General features: G+C 61.3%; 18 protein-coding genes. 3 read left to right on the top strand and 15 right to left on the bottom strand.

All coding sequences use genetic code 11. From position 1 onward, the window contains the following. Positions 1 to 11: 11 nt before the first annotated feature. From gcvH to AC5PZ0_RS16490, 7 genes are all read right to left on the bottom strand, one after another. Positions 12 to 395, bottom strand: a complete 384-nt coding sequence (gcvH, locus tag AC5PZ0_RS16520; protein WP_016501301.1) for a glycine cleavage system protein GcvH — start codon at positions 393 to 395, stop codon at positions 12 to 14. Between the two features lie 294 nt (positions 396 to 689). Next, entirely contained in the window at positions 690 to 1,883 is a 1,194-nt protein-coding gene (locus AC5PZ0_RS16515; RefSeq protein ID WP_186675671.1) for a multidrug effflux MFS transporter, read from the bottom strand. Between the two features lie 48 nt (positions 1,884 to 1,931). Continuing rightward, on the bottom strand, positions 1,932 to 2,531 hold the full coding sequence (locus AC5PZ0_RS16510; RefSeq protein WP_099453024.1) for a thermostable hemolysin: 600 nt from the start codon (positions 2,529 to 2,531) through the stop codon (positions 1,932 to 1,934). Positions 2,532 to 2,541: 10 nt separating this feature from the next. After that, complete coding sequence (locus AC5PZ0_RS16505) at positions 2,542 to 4,023, bottom strand: AMP-binding protein (RefSeq protein WP_275749338.1); 1,482 nt, start codon at positions 4,021 to 4,023, stop codon at positions 2,542 to 2,544. Further along, entirely contained in the window at positions 4,020 to 4,952 is a 933-nt protein-coding gene (locus AC5PZ0_RS16500) for a TauD/TfdA family dioxygenase (protein ID WP_265969922.1), read from the bottom strand. Before AC5PZ0_RS16500 ends, AC5PZ0_RS16505 begins: the two co-directional genes overlap by 4 nt. Before the next feature lie 126 nt (positions 4,953 to 5,078). Further along, positions 5,079 to 6,017: a LysR family transcriptional regulator gene (locus tag AC5PZ0_RS16495; RefSeq protein ID WP_099453027.1), complete on the bottom strand. Its 939-nt coding sequence runs from the start codon at positions 6,015 to 6,017 to the stop codon at positions 5,079 to 5,081. A 25-nt stretch (positions 6,018 to 6,042) separates the two neighbouring features. Further along, positions 6,043 to 6,549 carry a MarR family winged helix-turn-helix transcriptional regulator gene (locus tag AC5PZ0_RS16490; protein WP_099428413.1) on the bottom strand — a complete coding sequence of 169 codons (507 nt, stop codon included), beginning with the start codon at positions 6,547 to 6,549 and terminating at the stop codon, positions 6,043 to 6,045. Between the two features lie 122 nt (positions 6,550 to 6,671). On the opposite strand from AC5PZ0_RS16490, the gene AC5PZ0_RS16485 reads away from it, so the two are divergent. Beyond that, the gene (locus AC5PZ0_RS16485) at positions 6,672 to 7,484 is read left to right on the top strand and encodes an alpha/beta fold hydrolase (RefSeq protein ID WP_493855345.1); all 813 of its coding nucleotides are present in this window, start codon (positions 6,672 to 6,674) and stop codon (positions 7,482 to 7,484) included. Further along, the gene (locus tag AC5PZ0_RS16480; RefSeq protein ID WP_274887933.1) at positions 7,477 to 8,646 is read left to right on the top strand and encodes an MFS transporter; all 1,170 of its coding nucleotides are present in this window, start codon (positions 7,477 to 7,479) and stop codon (positions 8,644 to 8,646) included. The genes AC5PZ0_RS16485 and AC5PZ0_RS16480 overlap by 8 nt, the downstream gene beginning before the upstream one ends. Here the strand turns inward: AC5PZ0_RS16480 and gcsR are convergent. The 6 genes from gcsR to arcD (AC5PZ0_RS16450) form a co-directional block, all read right to left on the bottom strand. Beyond that, a complete protein-coding gene (gcsR, locus tag AC5PZ0_RS16475; RefSeq protein WP_027595647.1) occupies positions 8,641 to 10,149 on the bottom strand; it encodes a transcriptional regulator GcsR in 1,509 nt (502 codons plus the stop codon). The two genes, AC5PZ0_RS16480 and gcsR, sit on opposite strands and share 6 nt — an antisense overlap. A gap of 149 nt (positions 10,150 to 10,298) precedes the next feature. After that, on the bottom strand, positions 10,299 to 10,667 hold the full coding sequence (locus tag AC5PZ0_RS16470) for a DUF5064 family protein (RefSeq protein ID WP_265969929.1): 369 nt from the start codon (positions 10,665 to 10,667) through the stop codon (positions 10,299 to 10,301). 56 nt (positions 10,668 to 10,723) lie between these two features. Next, a complete protein-coding gene (gene arcC, locus AC5PZ0_RS16465) occupies positions 10,724 to 11,653 on the bottom strand; it encodes a carbamate kinase (protein WP_085272675.1) in 930 nt (309 codons plus the stop codon). Between the two features lie 147 nt (positions 11,654 to 11,800). Next, on the bottom strand, positions 11,801 to 12,811 hold the full coding sequence (locus tag AC5PZ0_RS16460) for an ornithine carbamoyltransferase (protein ID WP_099453034.1): 1,011 nt from the start codon (positions 12,809 to 12,811) through the stop codon (positions 11,801 to 11,803). 69 nt (positions 12,812 to 12,880) lie between these two features. Further along, positions 12,881 to 14,143: an arginine deiminase gene (gene arcA / locus AC5PZ0_RS16455; protein ID WP_019471749.1), complete on the bottom strand. Its 1,263-nt coding sequence runs from the start codon at positions 14,141 to 14,143 to the stop codon at positions 12,881 to 12,883. A 32-nt stretch (positions 14,144 to 14,175) separates the two neighbouring features. Continuing rightward, on the bottom strand, positions 14,176 to 15,603 hold the full coding sequence (gene arcD, locus AC5PZ0_RS16450) for an arginine-ornithine antiporter (RefSeq protein WP_027595652.1): 1,428 nt from the start codon (positions 15,601 to 15,603) through the stop codon (positions 14,176 to 14,178). 432 nt (positions 15,604 to 16,035) lie between these two features. Here arcD (AC5PZ0_RS16450) and arcD (AC5PZ0_RS16445) point away from each other — a divergent pair, with 432 nt between their 5' ends. After that, a complete protein-coding gene (arcD, locus tag AC5PZ0_RS16445; RefSeq protein WP_099428416.1) occupies positions 16,036 to 17,463 on the top strand; it encodes an arginine-ornithine antiporter in 1,428 nt (475 codons plus the stop codon). On the opposite strand, the gene AC5PZ0_RS16440 is transcribed toward arcD (AC5PZ0_RS16445), so the two are convergent. Together AC5PZ0_RS16440 and AC5PZ0_RS16435 are read right to left on the bottom strand one after the other, a co-directional pair. Further along, on the bottom strand, positions 17,443 to 17,856 hold the full coding sequence (locus AC5PZ0_RS16440) for a YbaN family protein (RefSeq protein WP_027595654.1): 414 nt from the start codon (positions 17,854 to 17,856) through the stop codon (positions 17,443 to 17,445). The two genes, arcD (AC5PZ0_RS16445) and AC5PZ0_RS16440, sit on opposite strands and share 21 nt — an antisense overlap. Before the next feature lie 54 nt (positions 17,857 to 17,910). Further along, positions 17,911 to 18,504, bottom strand: a complete 594-nt coding sequence (locus AC5PZ0_RS16435) for a biliverdin-producing heme oxygenase (protein WP_493855344.1) — start codon at positions 18,502 to 18,504, stop codon at positions 17,911 to 17,913. Positions 18,505 to 18,580 lie beyond the last annotated feature (76 nt).

Below are 18,580 nucleotides of genomic sequence, written 5' to 3'. Positions count from 1 at the left end.
GGTGCGGTTCCTCAGGCGTCGTCGTTGGCTTTGATCAGGCGGTCGTAGGCGTCCTGGTCGAGCAGGGCGGTCACTTCGCTCATGTCGGCCGGGTTGAAGCGGAAGAACCAGCCTTCACCCATCGGGTCTTCGTTGACCAGTTCCGGGCTGCTTTCGAGCTGGCCGTTGACCTCGACCACTTCGCCGGTCAGCGGCATGTACACGCCGCTGGCGGCCTTGACCGATTCGACGGTGGACGCTTCGCTGCCTTTCTCATACTGCTGCAACTCTGGCAGTTGCACGAAGACCACATCGCCGAGGGCGTTCTGGGCGTAGGCGGTGATGCCCACGGTGACGCTGCCGTCAGCTTCGACGCGCAGCCATTCGTGATCTTCAGTAAAACGCAACTCGCTCATGGGAAATCCTCGAAAGCAGGGCGGTAGGCGTGGTCAGCCACGCACTTGTTGGATTTCCTGTAGCAAAAATGTGGCCAATAAAATAAAACGCTTATAAATCAATGGTTTGATCGATTGTCGAAGTGCTCGTGAAAACGAGGCCGGAATGAAATCGATACAGAAGGTCCACGGCCCAAATCGCCAGTCGTGGCAAACCCTTATAGATACAGATCGGTGTGGGTGTGTATTGATTCCATTACGATGTATTGAAATCAATACACACACGTCATCTAAGCCTAGCGGTCGGCACCTGGCTCAGGCTGGCGACGCTTGGCGCTGTTGCAGGCGCACCGTCAGCATCCCCGACAGCGAGATCAGCCAGAGCACCAGGAACACGCCCGCGATCGCCAGGTTGGACGCCAACGGCAGCGCACTGACGATGCCCGACGCCAGCGACCCGAACACCAGCATCAGGCAGCCTTGCAGGCTTGCCGCTACGCCTGCGCGGTCGGGGAACAGGGACATGGAGCGGGCCATGGCGTTGGAAAAGATAAAGCCCTGGCCAAACGCGACAAGCATGATGCCACCCAGGATGCTGACCAGGTTCAGCCCGGCGGGCATGGCGGCGATACTCAACACGCCGAGCAGGAACAGCAGCATGCCCGTCCACATCAACGTGGCCGCCTGGACCCTGCGGATCAACGCGCGATTGACCAGCGTCCCGACCAGATAGCAACTGCCCACCGCCAGTGCCGTGGTGCCGAAGTACTGTGCGTCATGGCCCAGCCGTTCCTGGACGATATGCGGGCCAATCACGTTCCACAGCAGAAACGCCGAGAAACTTGCCCCCAGCACGATGACCGAAGAGCGAAAGCGCCCGTCAGCCAGGATGCATCGGTAGCCCACCAACGTTTGCATGGCACTGCGACGGGCAGTGGCGGGCAGCGATTCCTTGAGCCCAGCCAGGACGAACGCCATCACGATCACGGCGTAGACCGCATACAGGACGAAATTGTAGCGCCACCCCAGGTAGACCTCGATCATGCCGCCCACATAGGGTGCGATGACGGGCCCGAGGCCGAACGCCAGGCTCAGGTAGATGATCGCCACATAGAAGCGCGGACCCTTGACGATATCGACCAGCAAGGCACGGGCAACCACTTGGCAGGCACCGATCGCAAAACCTTGCAGTGCGCGGGCCACCAACAGCATTTCGATGGAGGTCGAGAAGGTGGCCAGCAGGCTACCGCTGAGGAACAGCGCCAGGCCCAGGATTACCGCCGGCCTGCGCCCGCGCGCATCGGTCATGATGCCGAAAAATAGCTGGCCGATGGCATAGAACAGCAAGGTGATGGTGATGGTGTTTTGCATGAGCGACGGGCTGGCGCCTAGCTCGTGCCCGATTGACGGCATGCTGGGCGCATACAGGTCGATGGCGATACCCCCGACGCTATTGATCAGGGGCGCAAGGAACACGATGAAATTCTCGTAACGCTTGTTTGCGTTCATGGTTACCTCCAGTGCTCCGGGCACGGCCATGCCCGGAGCCAGATGTGGTCAGGCGGATGCCTGGCAGGTGAAATGCGGCTGGCTCAGCGCCAGGGCGGGGGCATTGCCCCAGGTACTCGGTGCAGACAGGCGCGAAGCCACCACCCGTGGTCCGTGTTCGTAGTAGTTGCCCCAGTTGACGCCAGGGTCCTTGAGCCTGTTGCGGTCGGCACCGCCCAGGTCCTCAAGGGTGTCTACCAGGGGGATCAGCAGCTGGCGCACCTGCTCGGTCGCGGTCAGCACCACCAAGCCGAAATTTCGCAGGGCCAGTGTCTTGATCACGTTGTTGAGCAAGTACTTCCCGGCCCCACTGCCGCTATGGAACGAGGCGAATGCGCCCACTTCGGCAATGCGTGCCCGATCGATGTGGTAGCGCTCATCCAGGCTTTGATCCAGGTAGTACTCGCTGAACAGCTTGCCGGAATCGCCGTAGCTGATCCCCGCACAGGCATAACCTGGAGCCCCACCGTTGGCGCCGGTCAGGCAGACGAACAGATCGGGCTGGGGCTCTGGCGTCGCGCCATAGTGCTTGAGGTAGTGGGCACGTACCGCTTCCTGCAGGCATCGGTAGCCAGGTCGGCCTTTGTAGAAATTACGCACGATGTACATGGTGGCTTCCTCAGGCGTACATCTGGTCGATGAACCGCGCTTCGATCTCGGCCCTGCGTGGCCGCCCCGTGACGGTGTAGAACTGATCACGGAAGGTGGCGATGTCAGCGATGACGCGAATCTGCCTGACCCTGGCAAAGTCGGCGAGCCGGTGCTCCAGGCGCGCCATTTCCTGGCGGACCGAGTCAGCGCAGGCGCTGCTCAAGACGATGGCGCAGGGCTCGTCCTTGCCTTCGCCCATGACGATCATGTCGTCTACCAGGGCGCTCTCTTTGTAGACGTTCTCGACCCACTCAGGCGAGATGTTGCGTGCGGTAGACAGGATGATCACGTGCTTCTTGCGGCCGGTGATATACAGATAACCGTCGCGAAATTCGGCGATATCGCCGGTATGCAGATACCCATCGGACAGGTCGCAGGCAGTATCGTCGGCGTTGTAGTAACCGGCGCAGAGGGTCGGCGTGCGGACCAGCAATTCACCGTCGACCAGCTTGGGTTCGATACCATCGAGCAGTGTGCCTGCCGAGCCGATACGCCGTTGCGCCGGTGAGTTGAGCGAAATGATCGAAGAGTTCTCGCTCAGGCCATAGGCTTCGAACACCTGCACGCCGTGCGCTTCCAAGGCTTCCAAAACCGTTACCGGAATCTTCGCGCCGCCGGTGATGATGTGCGGGCGTTGTGGCCCGAACAGTTCCTCGACCGAGCAGTGCTCGAGCAGCAGGTTGGCCTCTTCCAGCAGCTTGGGCGGCAGGTACAGGAAGTTCGGCTGGTTGGGTGCTATCAGCTGCAGGTACTGCCGTGCGTTGCCGCTGGCTGCGCCGTATTCGGTCATGCCTTCGGGCATGAGGGTCAAGGTGCCGCCGGACAGAATCGGGATGAATACCCCCAGCACCTGCTCGATCAGCAAACTCATGGGGACGATCGAGAAGTAGTGCAGCGGCTGTTGTGGCAGGCGCTTCATCACGTTATCGACCAGCAACCCGACGGCCTCGTCGCGGATCATCACCCCTTTGGGTTTGGAGGTGGTGCCGGACGTGTGGATGATCGAAACAATGCCGTCCGGGATGAGCTCGTCTTCCTGGCGCCACTCATCACCAATGGTCTCGTGCATGAGTTGCGCGGGGATGAAGCACGCCTTGTCCGGCAAAATAGCGTGCAGGCGGCCGGCGGTTTGCTCATCGCTGACGAACACTGCCGCCGCCTTGCCCAGCAGGCTGCCGATCTGGTCGTCGGAGAACTCGATGGGCACCGGTAGCAACACACCGCCTACTTTCTGGATCGCCAACAAGGTGTACACCCACTCGTAGCAAGAGCGCATGGCGATGCCGAACACTTTGCGTTCGCAGCGGCCAACCCGCCCCTCGAGGGCACTGGCCAGTCGCATCACGTCACGGCGCAATTCGTGCAACGTGTAGGCGCGACCGTTCATTTCCTTGATCACTACGCGGTCGGGGGTGGCGGCCAGGTAGTCCTGCATTTTTTGGCTGATCATTGGCCGATACCTCCAATGCGGTAGCTTTGCGCGCCGAATATGCGCCGTGAGGGGTCATCCAGGCGTCGGCGACCGTGCATCACCCGGGTGTTGTCGATTACCACCAGGTCGCCCTTCTGCCAGAAGTGGCTATAGGTATTGCGGGCGGTGACTTCTTTGATTTCGTCCCAGATATCCAGGGCGATATCTTCACCATCGGCCCACGTGATAAGCGGCGGTTCATAATTGACGCTGGGGCCGAGCATTGAATTGCAAAACGCTTTCTTGCCGCTGAAGCAACTGGTTTCAACCGCGGAGATAACCAGTTCGGACGCAATCAGGTTCTGATCAATGCGACGGTAAGTTTGGCCACTGACACGTTGATTGACCTGGTGCAAATGCTCGTCGGTAATGTCATCGATGGGCAGTTGCAGTTCAATGCTCAGAAAACGTTTTACATTGTTCCAAGGGATGCGCCGGCTGTAACGAATCTCACGGTTCTCAAAACACTTTCGGGTTTTCGAAGACAAGTCGAACAGTACGCGTTGGCCGTCGCACAAGGTCGTCTCAGAGCCCACGGCTGCTGGCTCCAGGCAGTAGAACCACTGCAGGTCGGGGTTGAATGGCAAGTTACCGTTCTCACGGTGCAGCCCCATTTCATTCACACCGGCCTCGATTTCTGCCGTGTTGGACGTGGCGGCTTTGCGGGCCGGGTCGAATGTCACGCGGGCGGAATGCGCACTGACGAAGTCGTTGAAGTCCGGCAGCGTATCGGCAAAGTCGCGGTAGATAATTGCGCCACTGTGGGCGAGGTCTTCATACAGTGTTGCACTGTTGATTGAATCGCCTACCCGCAGGTCGCGGTCGACGGCATAGATACATTCGAAACCGTAGCACGGCGTCGGTTGTCGATAGAACGGAAACACCGTGGGTTGTACGTGCGCCAGCATGACTTATTCCTCCGTGAACTGTGGGTCAGGTAGAACACCGCTACCCGATGACCTCACAGTAAGTGAAAAGAACAAGCTGCTGGTTTTAAGAAATTTAAATGCGATGGGAAAATTTAATAAAGCGGGTCATCGTTCCGTCAACAGCGTTTGCGCCACCGCTTCGACCAGTGCGCGCAGGCTGGAAATATCCTTGCTGTCGCTGCGGTCGCGCGACCAGATCATGTCGAGGGTGAAACTGGGGAACCCCAGTGGCGGTTTGCACACCTTAAGCCCAGGCGCGATGCGCAGGTGCGGCAACAGGCGTGCGGGCAGTGCCACCGTGGCGGGCACGGCAGCCACGATATTCACGCAGGCCTGATAGCCGTTGGCGCGCACCAGCACGTTGCGTGATCGGCCAACCTTGTCCAGCCAGCTGTCGACCATGTTCTTTTCCGATATCCACGGTGTGGGGAACACATGGGGCGACGCACAGAACTCGTCCAGGCTCATGGCCTCTTCACTGGCGAGCATGCCTTGGCTGGTTACGCACACGAAATCATCGCTGAGCACGGGTTGCCACTGCAGCTCGGGGTGCATCTGGTGATAGCCGGGGCCAAAGCCGATGGCAATGTCGATGTCGCCTGAAATCAGCCGGTCCACCGGCAGGTCACGGCTCAAGCGTTCGAGGTGCAGCGAGGTATTGCCGTGGGTACGTGACAGTACCGCCAGCGCCTGCGGCAAGAAGGACAGTTCGAAATACTCGGGCGCGCAGATGCGCCAGATCTTGCGCTGTGCTTGTGGCGAGGCGCTGCTGTCGTCCTCGGCACAGCGGTTGACGGACTCGACCACCACGCGCAGGTACGGGGCAATCTTTTCCGCTTTGGTGGTGGGTTTCAGCACCCCTTGCGACGACGAGAACAAGGTGTCGTCGAAGCACCCGCGCAGGCGCTTCAGGCAATAACTGACGGTGGGCTGGCTGACATTCATCAATTCGGCAGTCCGCTTGGCGCTGCGCAGTTCGAGCAGGTTGATGAACACCACGATGTCCTGCAGATCCAATTGCTTCAGGTAATTGCTGTGAAGCATGAAAATTCCTCCTGAATTTTCCAGTTCATTGCCTGGGCGCACCCTCACCTGGCAGATGAGCGAGCATTTGCTTCAACAGCTGAGCGAAGTGTGCTCGCTGCTCGGCGCTCAGGGGGGCCAGTACCAGCTCCTGGATCTCAGTATGGGTAAGGACGGCCTTATCAATCAATGCCTTGCCCTGTGCTGTGAGGGCCACCTGGGAGCTGCGCTTGTCGTTATTGTCGGCAATGCGCTCGACCATGCCGGCGCTTTCCAGTCTCGCCAAGCGGTTGGTCATCGCGCCGGACGTTATCAGCAGCGAGCGATACAGCTCGGTTGGCGTCAGGCGGTAGGGCGCCCCCGCACGGCGCAAGGTTGCCAGGACGTCGAATTCGCCCTCCTTGAAACCATACTGCGCCAGGGCTTCTGCACGCATGCGCTCCAGGTGCTTGCTGATACGCGCCATTCGGCCAAAGATCTCCATGGAGGAAACATCCACGGAAGGCATCGCCTGCGCCCACTGCGCGACGACGAAATCGACATGATCGTTCATTGCTGCACTCATCGTTCAACCTGGAAATGTGTAACCAGTGCACCTTCTGAACCCCCGCACCTTTTAACAATCTTAACGTTAAGCTATCTTGGCGCGGTGAAGCTCAAGGATCAGGAGGCAGCATGGCTTTTTTCATACATGGACAGCATCGTCACTATTATCATGACACCGGCTCCGGTAGCCCTGTACTCCTGCTGCACGGGTTGGGCAACAGCGGCAGGGCGTGGATGCCGCAGCTCAGCGCGCTGCTTGGCCTCGGGCACCGTGTCATCGTACCCGACCTGCTAGGGCACGGTGCATCCAGTGATGCACCCGAAGGCATCACCGCCCATACCCAAGCCTTGGAGATGCTGGCGCTGCTGGACCACCTTGGGCTCGACAGCATCCAGCTGATCGGCTTGTCCCTGGGGGGCATGGTGGCCCTTGAGATGGCCTGCCATGCACCTCACGCTGTAGAGAAACTGATCGTTGCCGGCACCTTCGCCAGCATGAGCACAGCGCATCGCCGAGGGCTGCTCAGCGAGTGGGCGGCCGCCTTGGACAAGCAGGATGGTTGCCTCAAGCGCTTCAAATCGAGCTGGCCTGCATTGGTGGGTGCGGACTTCGCCGCCTCGCCCGATGGTCAGCGGCTTTACCAGGCGTGGCACGCCCAGGCGGCGCAGTTACGGGCGCACAACCAGGTCCGCTGGTGCGAGGGCATGAAGCAGTACGACCTGACTGGCGATTTGCAACGCATTCAGGCTGCCACACTGGTGCTCGCCGCAGAGTTTGACCCGATCAGCCCCAGCGCCGAGGCCGAAACCATCTGCAGCAACATCGGTCACGCTCGCCTGGCCACCCTCGCTGGCGAGGGGCACGTATTCAACGTACCGCTGGCACAGGCATTCAACCAGGTAACCGGTGCGTTTCTGCAGGAGCCCCTCCATCATGTCTGATACCCCCAACAAAGCCTGCGTCGGGTTGCTGGCGATATTGATCGGCTTGAACTTGCGGCCGGTCATGGCTGCCATCGGCCCGCTGCTGCAGTTGCTGCAGCACGACCTGGGGCTGAGCAATACCCAAGCCGGCCTGCTGACAACCTTGCCGGTGATGATGATGGGCGTGTTCGCGTTGTCCGGCCCCTGGCTGCTGCGTCTGGTCGGCGAGACCACGGGCGTGGCGACAGGCATCGTGCTGATTGCGCTGAGCTGCGCTGCACGCGCCTACGTCAGCACTGCCGAAGCGCTCATCGCCACGGCGGCACTGGGCGGTATCGGCATTGCGATCATTCAGGCGCTGATGCCAGCGTTCCTCAAAGGCAGCCATCCGCAAAGTGCCGGCATGCTGATGGGGTTGTTTACCACCGGCATCATGGCGGGCGCCGCGTTGGCCGCCGCCACGGCAGCACCTGGCGCGAGCCTGTTCGGCTGGCAACTGTCGTTGGGCTACGCTGCCGTCCCCGCATTGGTCGCCCTGATCGTCTGGCTGTTGCTAGCGCGTGGTACCCCTGGCGGACAGGTGGCGGCGACATTGCCCTACCGCAGCGCGCGGGCCTGGCTGCTGTTGCTGTTCTTCGGCATTGGCACAGGTGCCTACACCTTGGTGCTGGCCTGGTTGCCGCCGTTCTACATCGAGTTGGGGTGGACGGCGGCCGAGGCGGGTTACCTGCTGGGGGCACTGACCGTCACCGAAGTGCTCGCCGGGTTGCTCGTGTCATCCTTGATCCAGCGCTTTCCTGACCGCAGGCACCCCTTGGTGTTGGTCATTCTGTTGTTGATAGCAGGGTTGGCGTGCCTGATGGTCGCGCCGGTAGCGTTGGCGGCCGTGGCGACGGTATGCCTGGGCCTGGGCATTGGGGCGCTTTTCCCTCTCTCGTTGATCGTTGCCATGGACCACGCGGATTCACCGTCCAAGGCCGGTGCGCTGTTGGCGTTCGTGCAAGGTGGTGGGTACCTGATCGCCGCCAGCATGCCACTGCTCGCCGGTATCGTGCGTGACCAGCTCAGCTCATTGCACTGGGCTTGGGCGGTGATGATGATCGGTGCCTTCGTGCTGTTGGGGTTGAGCACCCTGTTGCGTCCGGTCAATAACCTTCGGGCTGTTCAACAGGCCTCATGACTTTCCGGGTATACCGTACTTGCGCAGCCGCTGCGCAATGGCGGTATGCGAAGTCTGCAGCCTGCCGGCCAATTGCCGTGTTGAGGGGTAACTTGCATACAAGCGCTGCAAGAGTTCCCGCTCGAAGTCGCCCACAGCCTGCTCCAGGCTCGCCACTTCGCCGTCCTGGCCGCGGGCCACCGAAGTGCCGGCGATGTCCAGGTCGCCAATGTCCACCAGGTTGCCTTCGCAGATGGCCGCAGCGCGGAAAATCACGTTCTGCAATTGCCGCACGTTGCCTGGCCATGGGTTGGCAAGCAGCGCCGAGTGGGTAGCTGGCGTAAGCCGGCAGGGTGGGCGCTGGATCTGCGTGCAGGCCTGCTGCATGAAGAAGTGCGCCAGCATCAGGATGTCCTGGCCACGGTCGCGCAGCGGTGGCACCTGCAGGTTAAGCACGTTGAGGCGGTAGAACAGGTCTTCACGGAAGGTGCCTTCGGCCACCATGCGCTCCAGGTCGCGGTGGGTGGCGCTGATGATGCGTACATCCACCTTCACCTCACGGTCGCCACCCACGCGACGGAAGCTGCCGTCGCTGAGAAAACGCAGCAGCTTGGCCTGCAGGTAGGGCGACATTTCGCCGATCTCGTCGAGAAACACCGTGCCTTGGTTGGCCAGTTCCATCAGCCCCGGTTTGCCACCGCGTTGCGCACCGGTAAAGGCGCCTGGGGCATAGCCGAACAGCTCGCTCTCGGCCAGGCTCTCGGGCAGCGCGGCGCAGTTCAGGGCAAGAAACGGCGCGGCATGGCGGCTGCTGATGGCATGGCAGGCGCGGGCCACGAGCTCTTTGCCAGTGCCGGTCTCGCCATGTACCAGCAAGGGTGCGTCGAGGGCCGCCACGCGCAGGGCACGGGCTTTGAGGGTACGGATAGCCGGTGACTCACCGAGCAAGGCATCGAAGCCTTCGGCGTGGTCATGGTGCAAGGCCGACAGGCGCTCGCCCATGCGCGTCGGCGGGTACAGGGTCAGCAGGCCGCCGGCGTTGGTGATGGGGGTGGCGTCGAGCAGCAGGCTCTGGCCATTGAGCTGCATCTCGCGCATTGGCAGGTGGAAGTTGTTGTCTTGCAGGGCCTGAAGCAGGCCGTTGTCGCCGAACAGTTCACCCACCGAGCGCCCGGCCGACTCGCGCCCGCACAGGGCAATCAACGCCGGGTTGGCCAGCAGCACCAGGCCTGCGCTGTCCACCGCCAGCACCGGGTCGCTCATGGCCGCGAGCAGGGCGTCGAGCTGCAGGTGGCGGCGTTGGCCCGGGAGGATGTCGACCACATCCACCGACTGCACGCCCTGCACTTCGAACAAGGCGTCGTGCAACTCTTCGAGCACGGCGGGGCTGAGGGTCGGGGCGTCGATGTAGACGTTCGGCGGGACCATCTCCACGGCGTCCAGATTGAGGTTGCGGGCACCGAGCAGGGCGAGGACTTCCTGGGTGATGCCGACGCGGTCGATGAAGCTGACGTGGATGCGCATGGGGGAGGCGGATGGTCATGGCCGGGGAGGCCAGTAGTATGCCTTGGGAGCAGTGTTAAACCCAATCGCCGGCAAGCCGGCTCCCACAAGTACCCCGCTGGACCCAAGGTAGTGGAGTACCTGTGGGAGCCGGCTTGCCGGCGATTGGGTCACTCCAGATGTTCAGGCTTGATCGCGTCGCCCGACTTCACGTCCAGCTTTTCGCGAATGTCCGCGAACATGTAATCGTAGAGTTTGTGCGGTGAACTGAGGTTCTCGAACTTCTTCGGCGGGGCCAGGTAAGACTGAGCCTTGCGGGTCAACAGCATGAGGAAGCTGGGCAGCACCTGGTCCTTGGGCAGGAAGAACTTCTCCTCCACCGTCTTGCCTTCGATGCTGCCATGCATGCGGAACTGAATGCCTCTGCCTTCCTTGGGGTCCGTCGCGGCCTCATATTCGATGTTCAGGTCATAGCTGTGGTCATTGGTGTTCAGCGCGCTGCGCTCGATGTGTACATGACCAGGGTGGTACTGGGCCATGGCAAGCTCCTTTGGAAGGTCGAAAATGGTGGGCGCCAGGCGCCCACCCACTGCATTCAACGGTAGCTGATCCCAGGCTTGGCGGTGGAAACCCGGGTGCCGGCGGTGCCTTTGACGATGTCTTCGATGTTCTCCAGCGAGCTGATCACCGCCACTTTGCCGGTGTTGCGGGCAAAGTCACTGGCCGCCTGCACCTTCGGCCCCATGGAGCCAGCGGCGAAGCCCAGGCGTTCGAGTTCGTCGGGGTGGGCCTGGGCAATGGCTTTTTGCGTAGGTTTGCCCCAGTCAATGTAGGCCGCATCGACGTCGGTGGCGATTATCAGAAGGTCGGCTTCCAATTGCTCGGCCAGCAGTGCCGAGCACAGGTCCTTGTCGATGACCGCTTCGATACCTTTGAGCTTGCGGTTTTCGTCGTACATGGTGGGGATGCCACCGCCACCGGCGCAGATCACGATGCTGCTTTTTTCCAGCAGCCACTTGATCGGGCGGATCTCGAAGATGCGCTTGGGTTTGGGGCTGGCCACCACACGGCGGTACTTGTCGCCGTCGGCCTTGACCACCCAGCCTTTTTCCTTGGCCAGGCGTTCGGCTTCTTCCTTGCTGTAGACCGGGCCGATGAATTTGGTCGGGTCTTTGAAGGCCGGGTCGTTGGCGTCCACTTCGACTTGGGTGAGCAGGGTGGCGAACGGCACCTCGAACGCCAGCAGGTTGCCCAGCTCTTGTTCGATCATGTAGCCGATCATGCCTTCGGTTTCGGCACCGAGCACGTCCAGCGGGTAGGCTTCGTCCGGCTTGTAGGACAGCGCCTGCAGCGACAGCAAGCCCACCTGTGGGCCGTTGCCGTGGGCGATAACCAGTTCGTTGCCGGGGTGAATCTTGGCGATCTGCTCGGTGGCGGTGCGGATATTGGCGCGCTGGTTGTCAGCGGTCATGGGCTCGCCGCGACGCAGCAGGGCGTTGCCGCCCAATGCAACAACGATACGCATGGGGAATGTCCTTTATCGGAAATGTTGACGGTCGACGTCGATCCTGTGGGAGCGGGCTTGCCCGCGAAGGCGTCAGCTCAGGCAACGCGTTGTTGCGGCTGGCCTATTCGCGGGCAAGCCCGCTCCCACAGAGATCAGGTGTGGCTTTTAAAGGTCAGCCAGGGTCGACACCAGGATCGCCTTGATGGTGTGCATGCGGTTTTCCGCCTGCTCGAAGGCAATGCAGGCCGGCGACTCGAACACGTCATCGGTCACTTCGATACCGTTGGCCAGGTCTGGGTACTGTTCGGCGATCTGCTTGCCCACCTTGGTGTCCGAGTTGTGGAAGGCCGGCAGGCAGTGCATGAACTTGGTCCGTGGGTTGCCGGTGGCCTTCATCAGCTCGGCATTCACCTGGTAAGGCTTGAGCTGCTTGATGCGCTCGCCCCAGGCTTCGATCGGCTCGCCCATCGATACCCAGACGTCGGTGTGCACGAAGTCCACGCCCTTGACCGCCGCTTTCGGGTCTTCGGTGAGGGTGATGCGTGCGCCGCTTTCTTCCGCGTATTTCTTGCAGCGTTCGACCAGGTCGTCGTGTGGCCACAGCGCCTTGGGCGCGGCGATGCGTACGTCCATGCCGAGCTTGGCGCCGATCAGCAGCAGCGAGTTGCCCATGTTGTTGCGGGCATCGCCCAGGTAGGCGTAGCTGATGTCGTGCAGCGGCTTGTCGCTGTGCTCACGCATGGTCAGTACGTCGGCGATCATCTGGGTTGGGTGGTATTCATCGGTGAGGCCGTTGAACACGGGCACGCCAGCGAACTTGGCCAGTTCCTCGACGATCTCTTGCTTGAAGCCGCGGTACTCGATGGCATCGTACATGCGCCCGAGCACGCGGGCGGTGTCCTTCATGCTTTCTTTGTGGCCGATTTGCGAGGAGTTGGGGTCGATGTAGGTGACGTTGGCGCCCTGGTCATAGGCGGCGACTTCGAAGGCGCAGCGGGTGCGGGTCGAGGTCTTCTCGAAGATCAGGGCGATGTTGTTGCCCTTCAGGTGCTGCTGCTCGGTACCGGTGTACTTGGCGCGCTTGAGGTCGCGGGACAGGTCCAGCAGGTAGCGCAGCTCGCGCGTGGTGTGATGTTCGAGGCTGAGCAGGTTGCGGTTGTGAATATTGAACGCCATGACAGTTTCTCCTTGAGTTTGGCAAACATCCCGGCCGCCGCTTCGTGGGCGCGGCCGGGCGTATGGTCGTTAGTAGTCGATTGGGTCGCGCACGATTGGGCAGGTCATGCAGTGGCCGCCGCCACGGCCCCGGCCCAGTTCGCCGGCGCTGATGGTGATGACCTCGATACCGGCCTTGCGCAGCAGGGTGTTGGTGTAGGTGTTGCGGTCGTAGCCGATGACCACACCCGGCTCGATGGCCACCACGTTGTTGCCGTCATCCCACTGTTCGCGCTCGGCGGCAAAGCTGTTGCCGCCGGTTTCGACCACGCGCAGCTTGTCTTTCTTACCCAGCAATTGCTCAGATACCACCTCGAGGAACGAGGCGTCCTGCGGCGCGATGTTCATGCCATAGGGCTTGCTGGAGTCCGGGGTGATGATGAAGGGTTTGATCTCCTTCACCACCTCGGGGAATACCGTTACCAGGTCGCGGTCGCAGAAGCTGAACACCGTGTCCAGGTGCATCGCTGCGCGGGACTTCGGCAGGCCAGCGACGATGACTTTTTCGGCAGCGCCTTTCTCGAACAGGTTCTGAGCCAGTTGGCCGATGGCATGGCGCGAGGTGCGCTCACCCATGCCGATCAGCACGATACCCTTGCCGACTGGCATCACGTCGCCGCCCTCGAGGGTGGCATTGCCGTGATCCTTGTCCGGGTCGCCATACCAGACCTGGAAGTCGGCACCGGTGAACTCCTTGTGGAACTTGTAAATGGCGGTGGTCAGCAGCGTTTCCTGGCGCCGCGCAGGCCAGTACATCGGGTTGAGCGTTACACCACCGTAGATCCAGCAGGTGGTGTCACGGGTGAATTGGGTGTTGGGCAGCGGCGGCAGAATGAAGCTGGAGTGACCCAGGTACTTGTTGTACATCTTGATCACTTCGGCGCCTTCGCTTACTGGAAGGTCCTGGCCGGCCACGCCGCCAATCAGGAACTCCGCCAGATGGCGTGGTTCCAGCCCTTCGAGCCAGCTACGCACCTCGTTGGTCAGGCCGACACCCACGGTGTCAGAGGTAATCTTGCGGTCCAGGATCCACTTTAGGGCTTCCGGTTGCTGCACGATGTCGGTCAGCAGGTTGTGCATTTCCAGCACATCGACGCCGCGCTCGCGCATCTTGGTGACGAAGTCGAAATGGTCGCGCTTGGCCTGGTCGACCCAGATCACATCGTCGAACAGCAGTTCATCGCAGTTGCTCGGGGTCAGGCGCTTGTGGGCCAGCCCAGGGGAGCAGACCATCACTTTGCGCAGTTTGCCGGCTTCGGAGTGGACACCGTACTTCTGTTTTTCAGCGGACATTGTTCATTCCTCCATGTGTGCGAAGACGTGGGTCAAAGGGTCAGGAAGCCGTCGTACAGGCCATAGGCAGCCACCAGGGCGCCGACGACCACGGCCGCGAAGATCAGTTTTTCCACGTTGGTAAAGATGGGTTGGCCAACCTCGCGCTTGGCCTTGGCGAACAGGATGGCCCCAGGGGCGTACAGCAGGGCCGAGAGCAGCAGGTACTTCACGCCGCCGGCGTACAGCAGCCAGATGGCGTACAGCAAGGCGACGGCGCCGATGAACAGGTCCTTCTTGCGTTCGGCCAGGGCTTGCTCGTAGGTTTCGCTGCGCAGTGCCAGCAGGAAGGCATACGCCGCCGACCACAGGTAAGGCACCAGGATCATCGAGGTGGCGAGGTAGATCAGCGACAGGTAGGTACTGCTGGAGAACAGCGTGATGACCAGGAAGATCTGCACCATGGCGTTGGTCAGCCACAGGGCGTTGGCCGGTACCTGGTTGGCGTTTTCGCGGCGCAGGAACTCCGGCATGGTGTGGTCTTTGGCGGCCGCGAACATGATCTCGGCGCACAGCAGCACCCACGACAGCAGCGCCCCCAGCAGCGAGATGATCAGGCCGACGCTGATCAGCACCGCCCCCCAGTGGCCGACCACATGTTCAAGCACGGCGGCCATCGACGGGTTCTGCAGCTTGGCCAGTTCTGGTTGGGTCATGATGCCCAGCGACAGCACGTTGACCAGCACCAGGAACAACAGCACGGTGACAAAGCCGATGACGGTGGCCTTGCCCACGTCAGCGCGTTTTTCCGCCCGTGACGAGAAGATGCTCGCGCCCTCGATGCCGATGAACACCCAGACGGTGACCAGCATCATGTTGCGCACCTGGTTCATCACGCTGCCCAGCTCCGGAGTGCCCAGGCCCCAGATATCGGCGGTGAACACATCGAGTTTGAAGGCGAACAGGCAGATGAGGGCGAACAGCACCAGCGGCACGATCTTGGCGACCGTGGTGACCAGGTTGATGAACGCCGCTTCCTTGATCCCCCGCAGCACCAGGAAGTGCACGGCCCACAGCAGGATCGACGCGCCAATGATCGCGGCGGGGGTGTTGCCCTCACCGAAGATCGGGAAGAAGTAACCGAGGGTGCTGAACAGCAGCACGAAGTAACCGACGTTGCCGAGCCAGGCACTGATCCAGTAACCCCAGGCCGACGAGAAGCCCATGTAGTCACCGAAACCGGCTTTGGCGTAGGCGTACACACCGCCGTCCAGGTCAGGTTTGCGGTTGGCCAGGGTCTGGAACACGAACGCCAGGGTCAGCATGCCGACCGCGGTGATCGCCCAGCCGATCAGCACTGCACCAACGCCCGCGCTGGCCGCCATGTTTTGTGGCAACGAGAAGATCCCGCCGCCAATCATTGAACCCACTACCAGTGCAACTAACGCACCGAGTTTTAGTTTTCCGGATGAATCAGACATTTAACAACTCCTGCCAGGAGAAAGTTGACGACAGAGTAAATCCGACGCCTGCGCCATTCGCTGACTTGGGTCAGTTCATGGGCACGTAAAGTAGGAAAAATCCTTCACGTGGCTCCTGGAGAGTGCCGACAGCTTTGCTGCAGGCCTTGCACGCTGGCACCTCCATGTCCTTCTAGAGCAAACGCTCTGTTCGGCCTGCGATGCTTGAAGCTAGCTGTTTTTGAGGCTTTCGCAAATTTTTCACAAGAATTTCGAGTTTTAACAGTTTCTTCCCTAGTTGCTGGGCAGCTGCTAGTTTTTACTGAGGTATTGCATAGACAAAGCAGTTATGACTGCTATAGCTTTTATGGCCTTATTTAATATAAATCATGCCTTTTATATGGCCGCCACGGCTGTTGCAAACGCATGACAGCGGTGAAAAAAGGGAGGCACATGAGCGAACCGGGACAGAAACTGCGCTTGGGCGCGTTGATCGCACTGGTGGTTGGCTCGATGATCGGTGGCGGGATTTTCTCGCTGCCGCAGAACATGGCGGCGCGTGCCGATGTGGGTGCTGTGCTGATCGGCTGGGGCATCACCGCGGTTGGCATGCTGGCCCTGGCATTCGTGTTCCAGACACTGGCCAACCGCAAGCCCGAACTGGACTCAGGTGTATATGCCTACGCCAAGGCCGGCTTTGGCGACTACATGGGCTTTTCTTCGGCCTGGGGTTACTGGATCAGCGCCTGGCTCGGCAACGTCGGCTATTTCGTGCTGCTGTTCAGTACGCTGGGGTTTTATTTTCCGGTGTTTGGCGAGGGCAACACGCCCATCGCCATCGGCTGCGCTTCGCTGCTGCTGTGGGCGGTGCACTTTCTGGTGTTGCGCGGGATCAAGGAGGCGGCGTTCATCAACCAGGTGACCACCGTGGCCAAGGTGGTGCCGTTGCTGATCTTCATCGTCATCGCGGCCTTCGCGTTCCGGGCCGATATCTTCACCCGTGATATCTGGGGCTTGAGCAACCCACAGTTCGGCAATGTGCTGGACCAGGTGCGCAACATGATGCTGGTGACCGTGTTCGTGTTCATCGGTATCGAAGGCGCCAGTGTGTATTCCGGGCGTGCGCAGCGCCGCTCGGACGTGGGCAAGGCCACGGTGATCGGTTTTCTGGGGGTGCTGGCGCTGCTGGTGCTGGTCAACGTGCTGTCGCTGGGGGTGATGACCCAACCGGAACTGGCCGGGTTGCAGAACCCGTCGTTGGCCTCGGTGCTGGAGCACATCGTCGGCCCGTGGGGCGCGTTGCTGATCAGTATCGGCCTGGCCATTTCGCTGCTCGGCGCGTTGCTTTCGTGGGCGTTGCTGTGTGCGGAAATCCTGTTTGCCACCGCGCGTGACAAGACCATGCCGCGCTTTTTGGCCAAGGAAAACGCCAACCATGTACCGGCCAACGCCCTGTGGCTGACCAACTGCATGATCCAGGGGTTTCTACTGATTACGCTGTTTTCGGCTGGGACCTACACCAGCCTGATCTACCTGGCGTCTTCGATGATCCTGGTGCCTTACCTGTGGTCAGCGGCGTATGCGGTGTTGTTGGCGGTACGTGCAGACACCTACGCCGGGCAAGCGGCGTTGCGGCGCAAAGACCTGCTGGTGGCGTCGGTTGCCTTGCTGTATGCGGTGTGGCTGCTGTATGCCGGTGGGCTCAAGTACCTGCTGCTGTCGGCACTGTTGTATGCCCCCGGGGTGATTCTGTTCGCCAGGGCCAAGCACGAGCAGGGGCAGACCCTGTTCACGACGTGGGAGAAGCTCATTTTTGCCGCGGTGCTGGCGGGCGCTGCGCTGGCCGCGTATGCCCTGTATTCAGGGTTGCTGAGCTTGTGACCCGGCAGGGCAGGCCTGTTCTGGGCGTGACCAGATCCACAGGTTGCCCAGGGTCATGCCGCCAATCGCCAGAAACACGGGCCAGTGATGGTCGAGGAAGGTCAGCATCAGCCCCGCGCACAGCAGCATGCTGAGGGTTGCACTGACCTTGGCCCGGCGCTGGATCACCTTGCCATTGCGCCAGTTGAACAGAATTGGCCCGAACAACCGGTGGTTCTCCAGCCAGGCAGAAAGGCGCGGTGAACTGCGGGTGGCGGCCCAGGCGGCCAGCAAGATGAACTCGGTGGTCGGCAGGCCAGGAATGACGATCGCGACCAGGCCTATCCCCAAGCTGACGTAAGCCAGGATTCCATACAGCAGGCGGGCGATTTTCGAGCGGGCAGGTCGGGTCATGGTCTCACTGCAAAAAACGGTTCGGCCACCGGTGGGGTGGCCGGGCATAGCGTGTCAGACCAGCGCGGCATCCGCGGCATAGGCGTGTTTGAGCAGCTCGGTGAAGCGCTCGAAGGCTGCGACTGCGCCGCGTTCGGCGGCGTCCTCTTCGTCGGCCGACAGCGCCAGGCCATCGAGGATACGGGTGAACTGTTTCCAGCCTTCGGCACGGCCGCCGGCCGGTTCGCCCAGGTGGCGAGCGCCAAAGCTGTCGGACAGCTCCAGGGCCACGGCCCGCTTGATCAGAAACGCAGCGCCCAGTTTGGAGCCTTCGGAGACGAAGATCCAGCCCATGGCTTCGCCCAGGCTCGGATTTTGTACCGCGCCGGGCACTGGGCCGGGCACTTCGGTGTCGAGGTCGGCGAGGTCCAGGCGGGCCTGCTCGGCGCGGCAGCGCTCGGCCAGATCGGGGACGATGGCGATCAGTTGCGGGTCGGTGTACAAGGCCTTGAGTTCGGACTGGAACAGGTACTGGGCGACCACGAAGCGGGCGAAGCTTTCACGGCTGTCGAAGGGCGCGTGGGACTTGACCAGGGCATCCAGCTCGGCGTGCGGGGCGTGGGTGATCTGGTTGAGGCGCTGGGAGCGCAGGGCTGGGCGTTCGGTCATGGGGGCAGTCCTTGGAAAAAGGGGGCGTCTAGAGACAAGACGAAATAGCGGGGGCGGGACAGTAAAAAAACTGGGG

This window comes from Pseudomonas sp. 5.2 (genome assembly GCF_059025405.1).
This window is presented reverse-complemented; position numbering and strand designations above follow the sequence as displayed.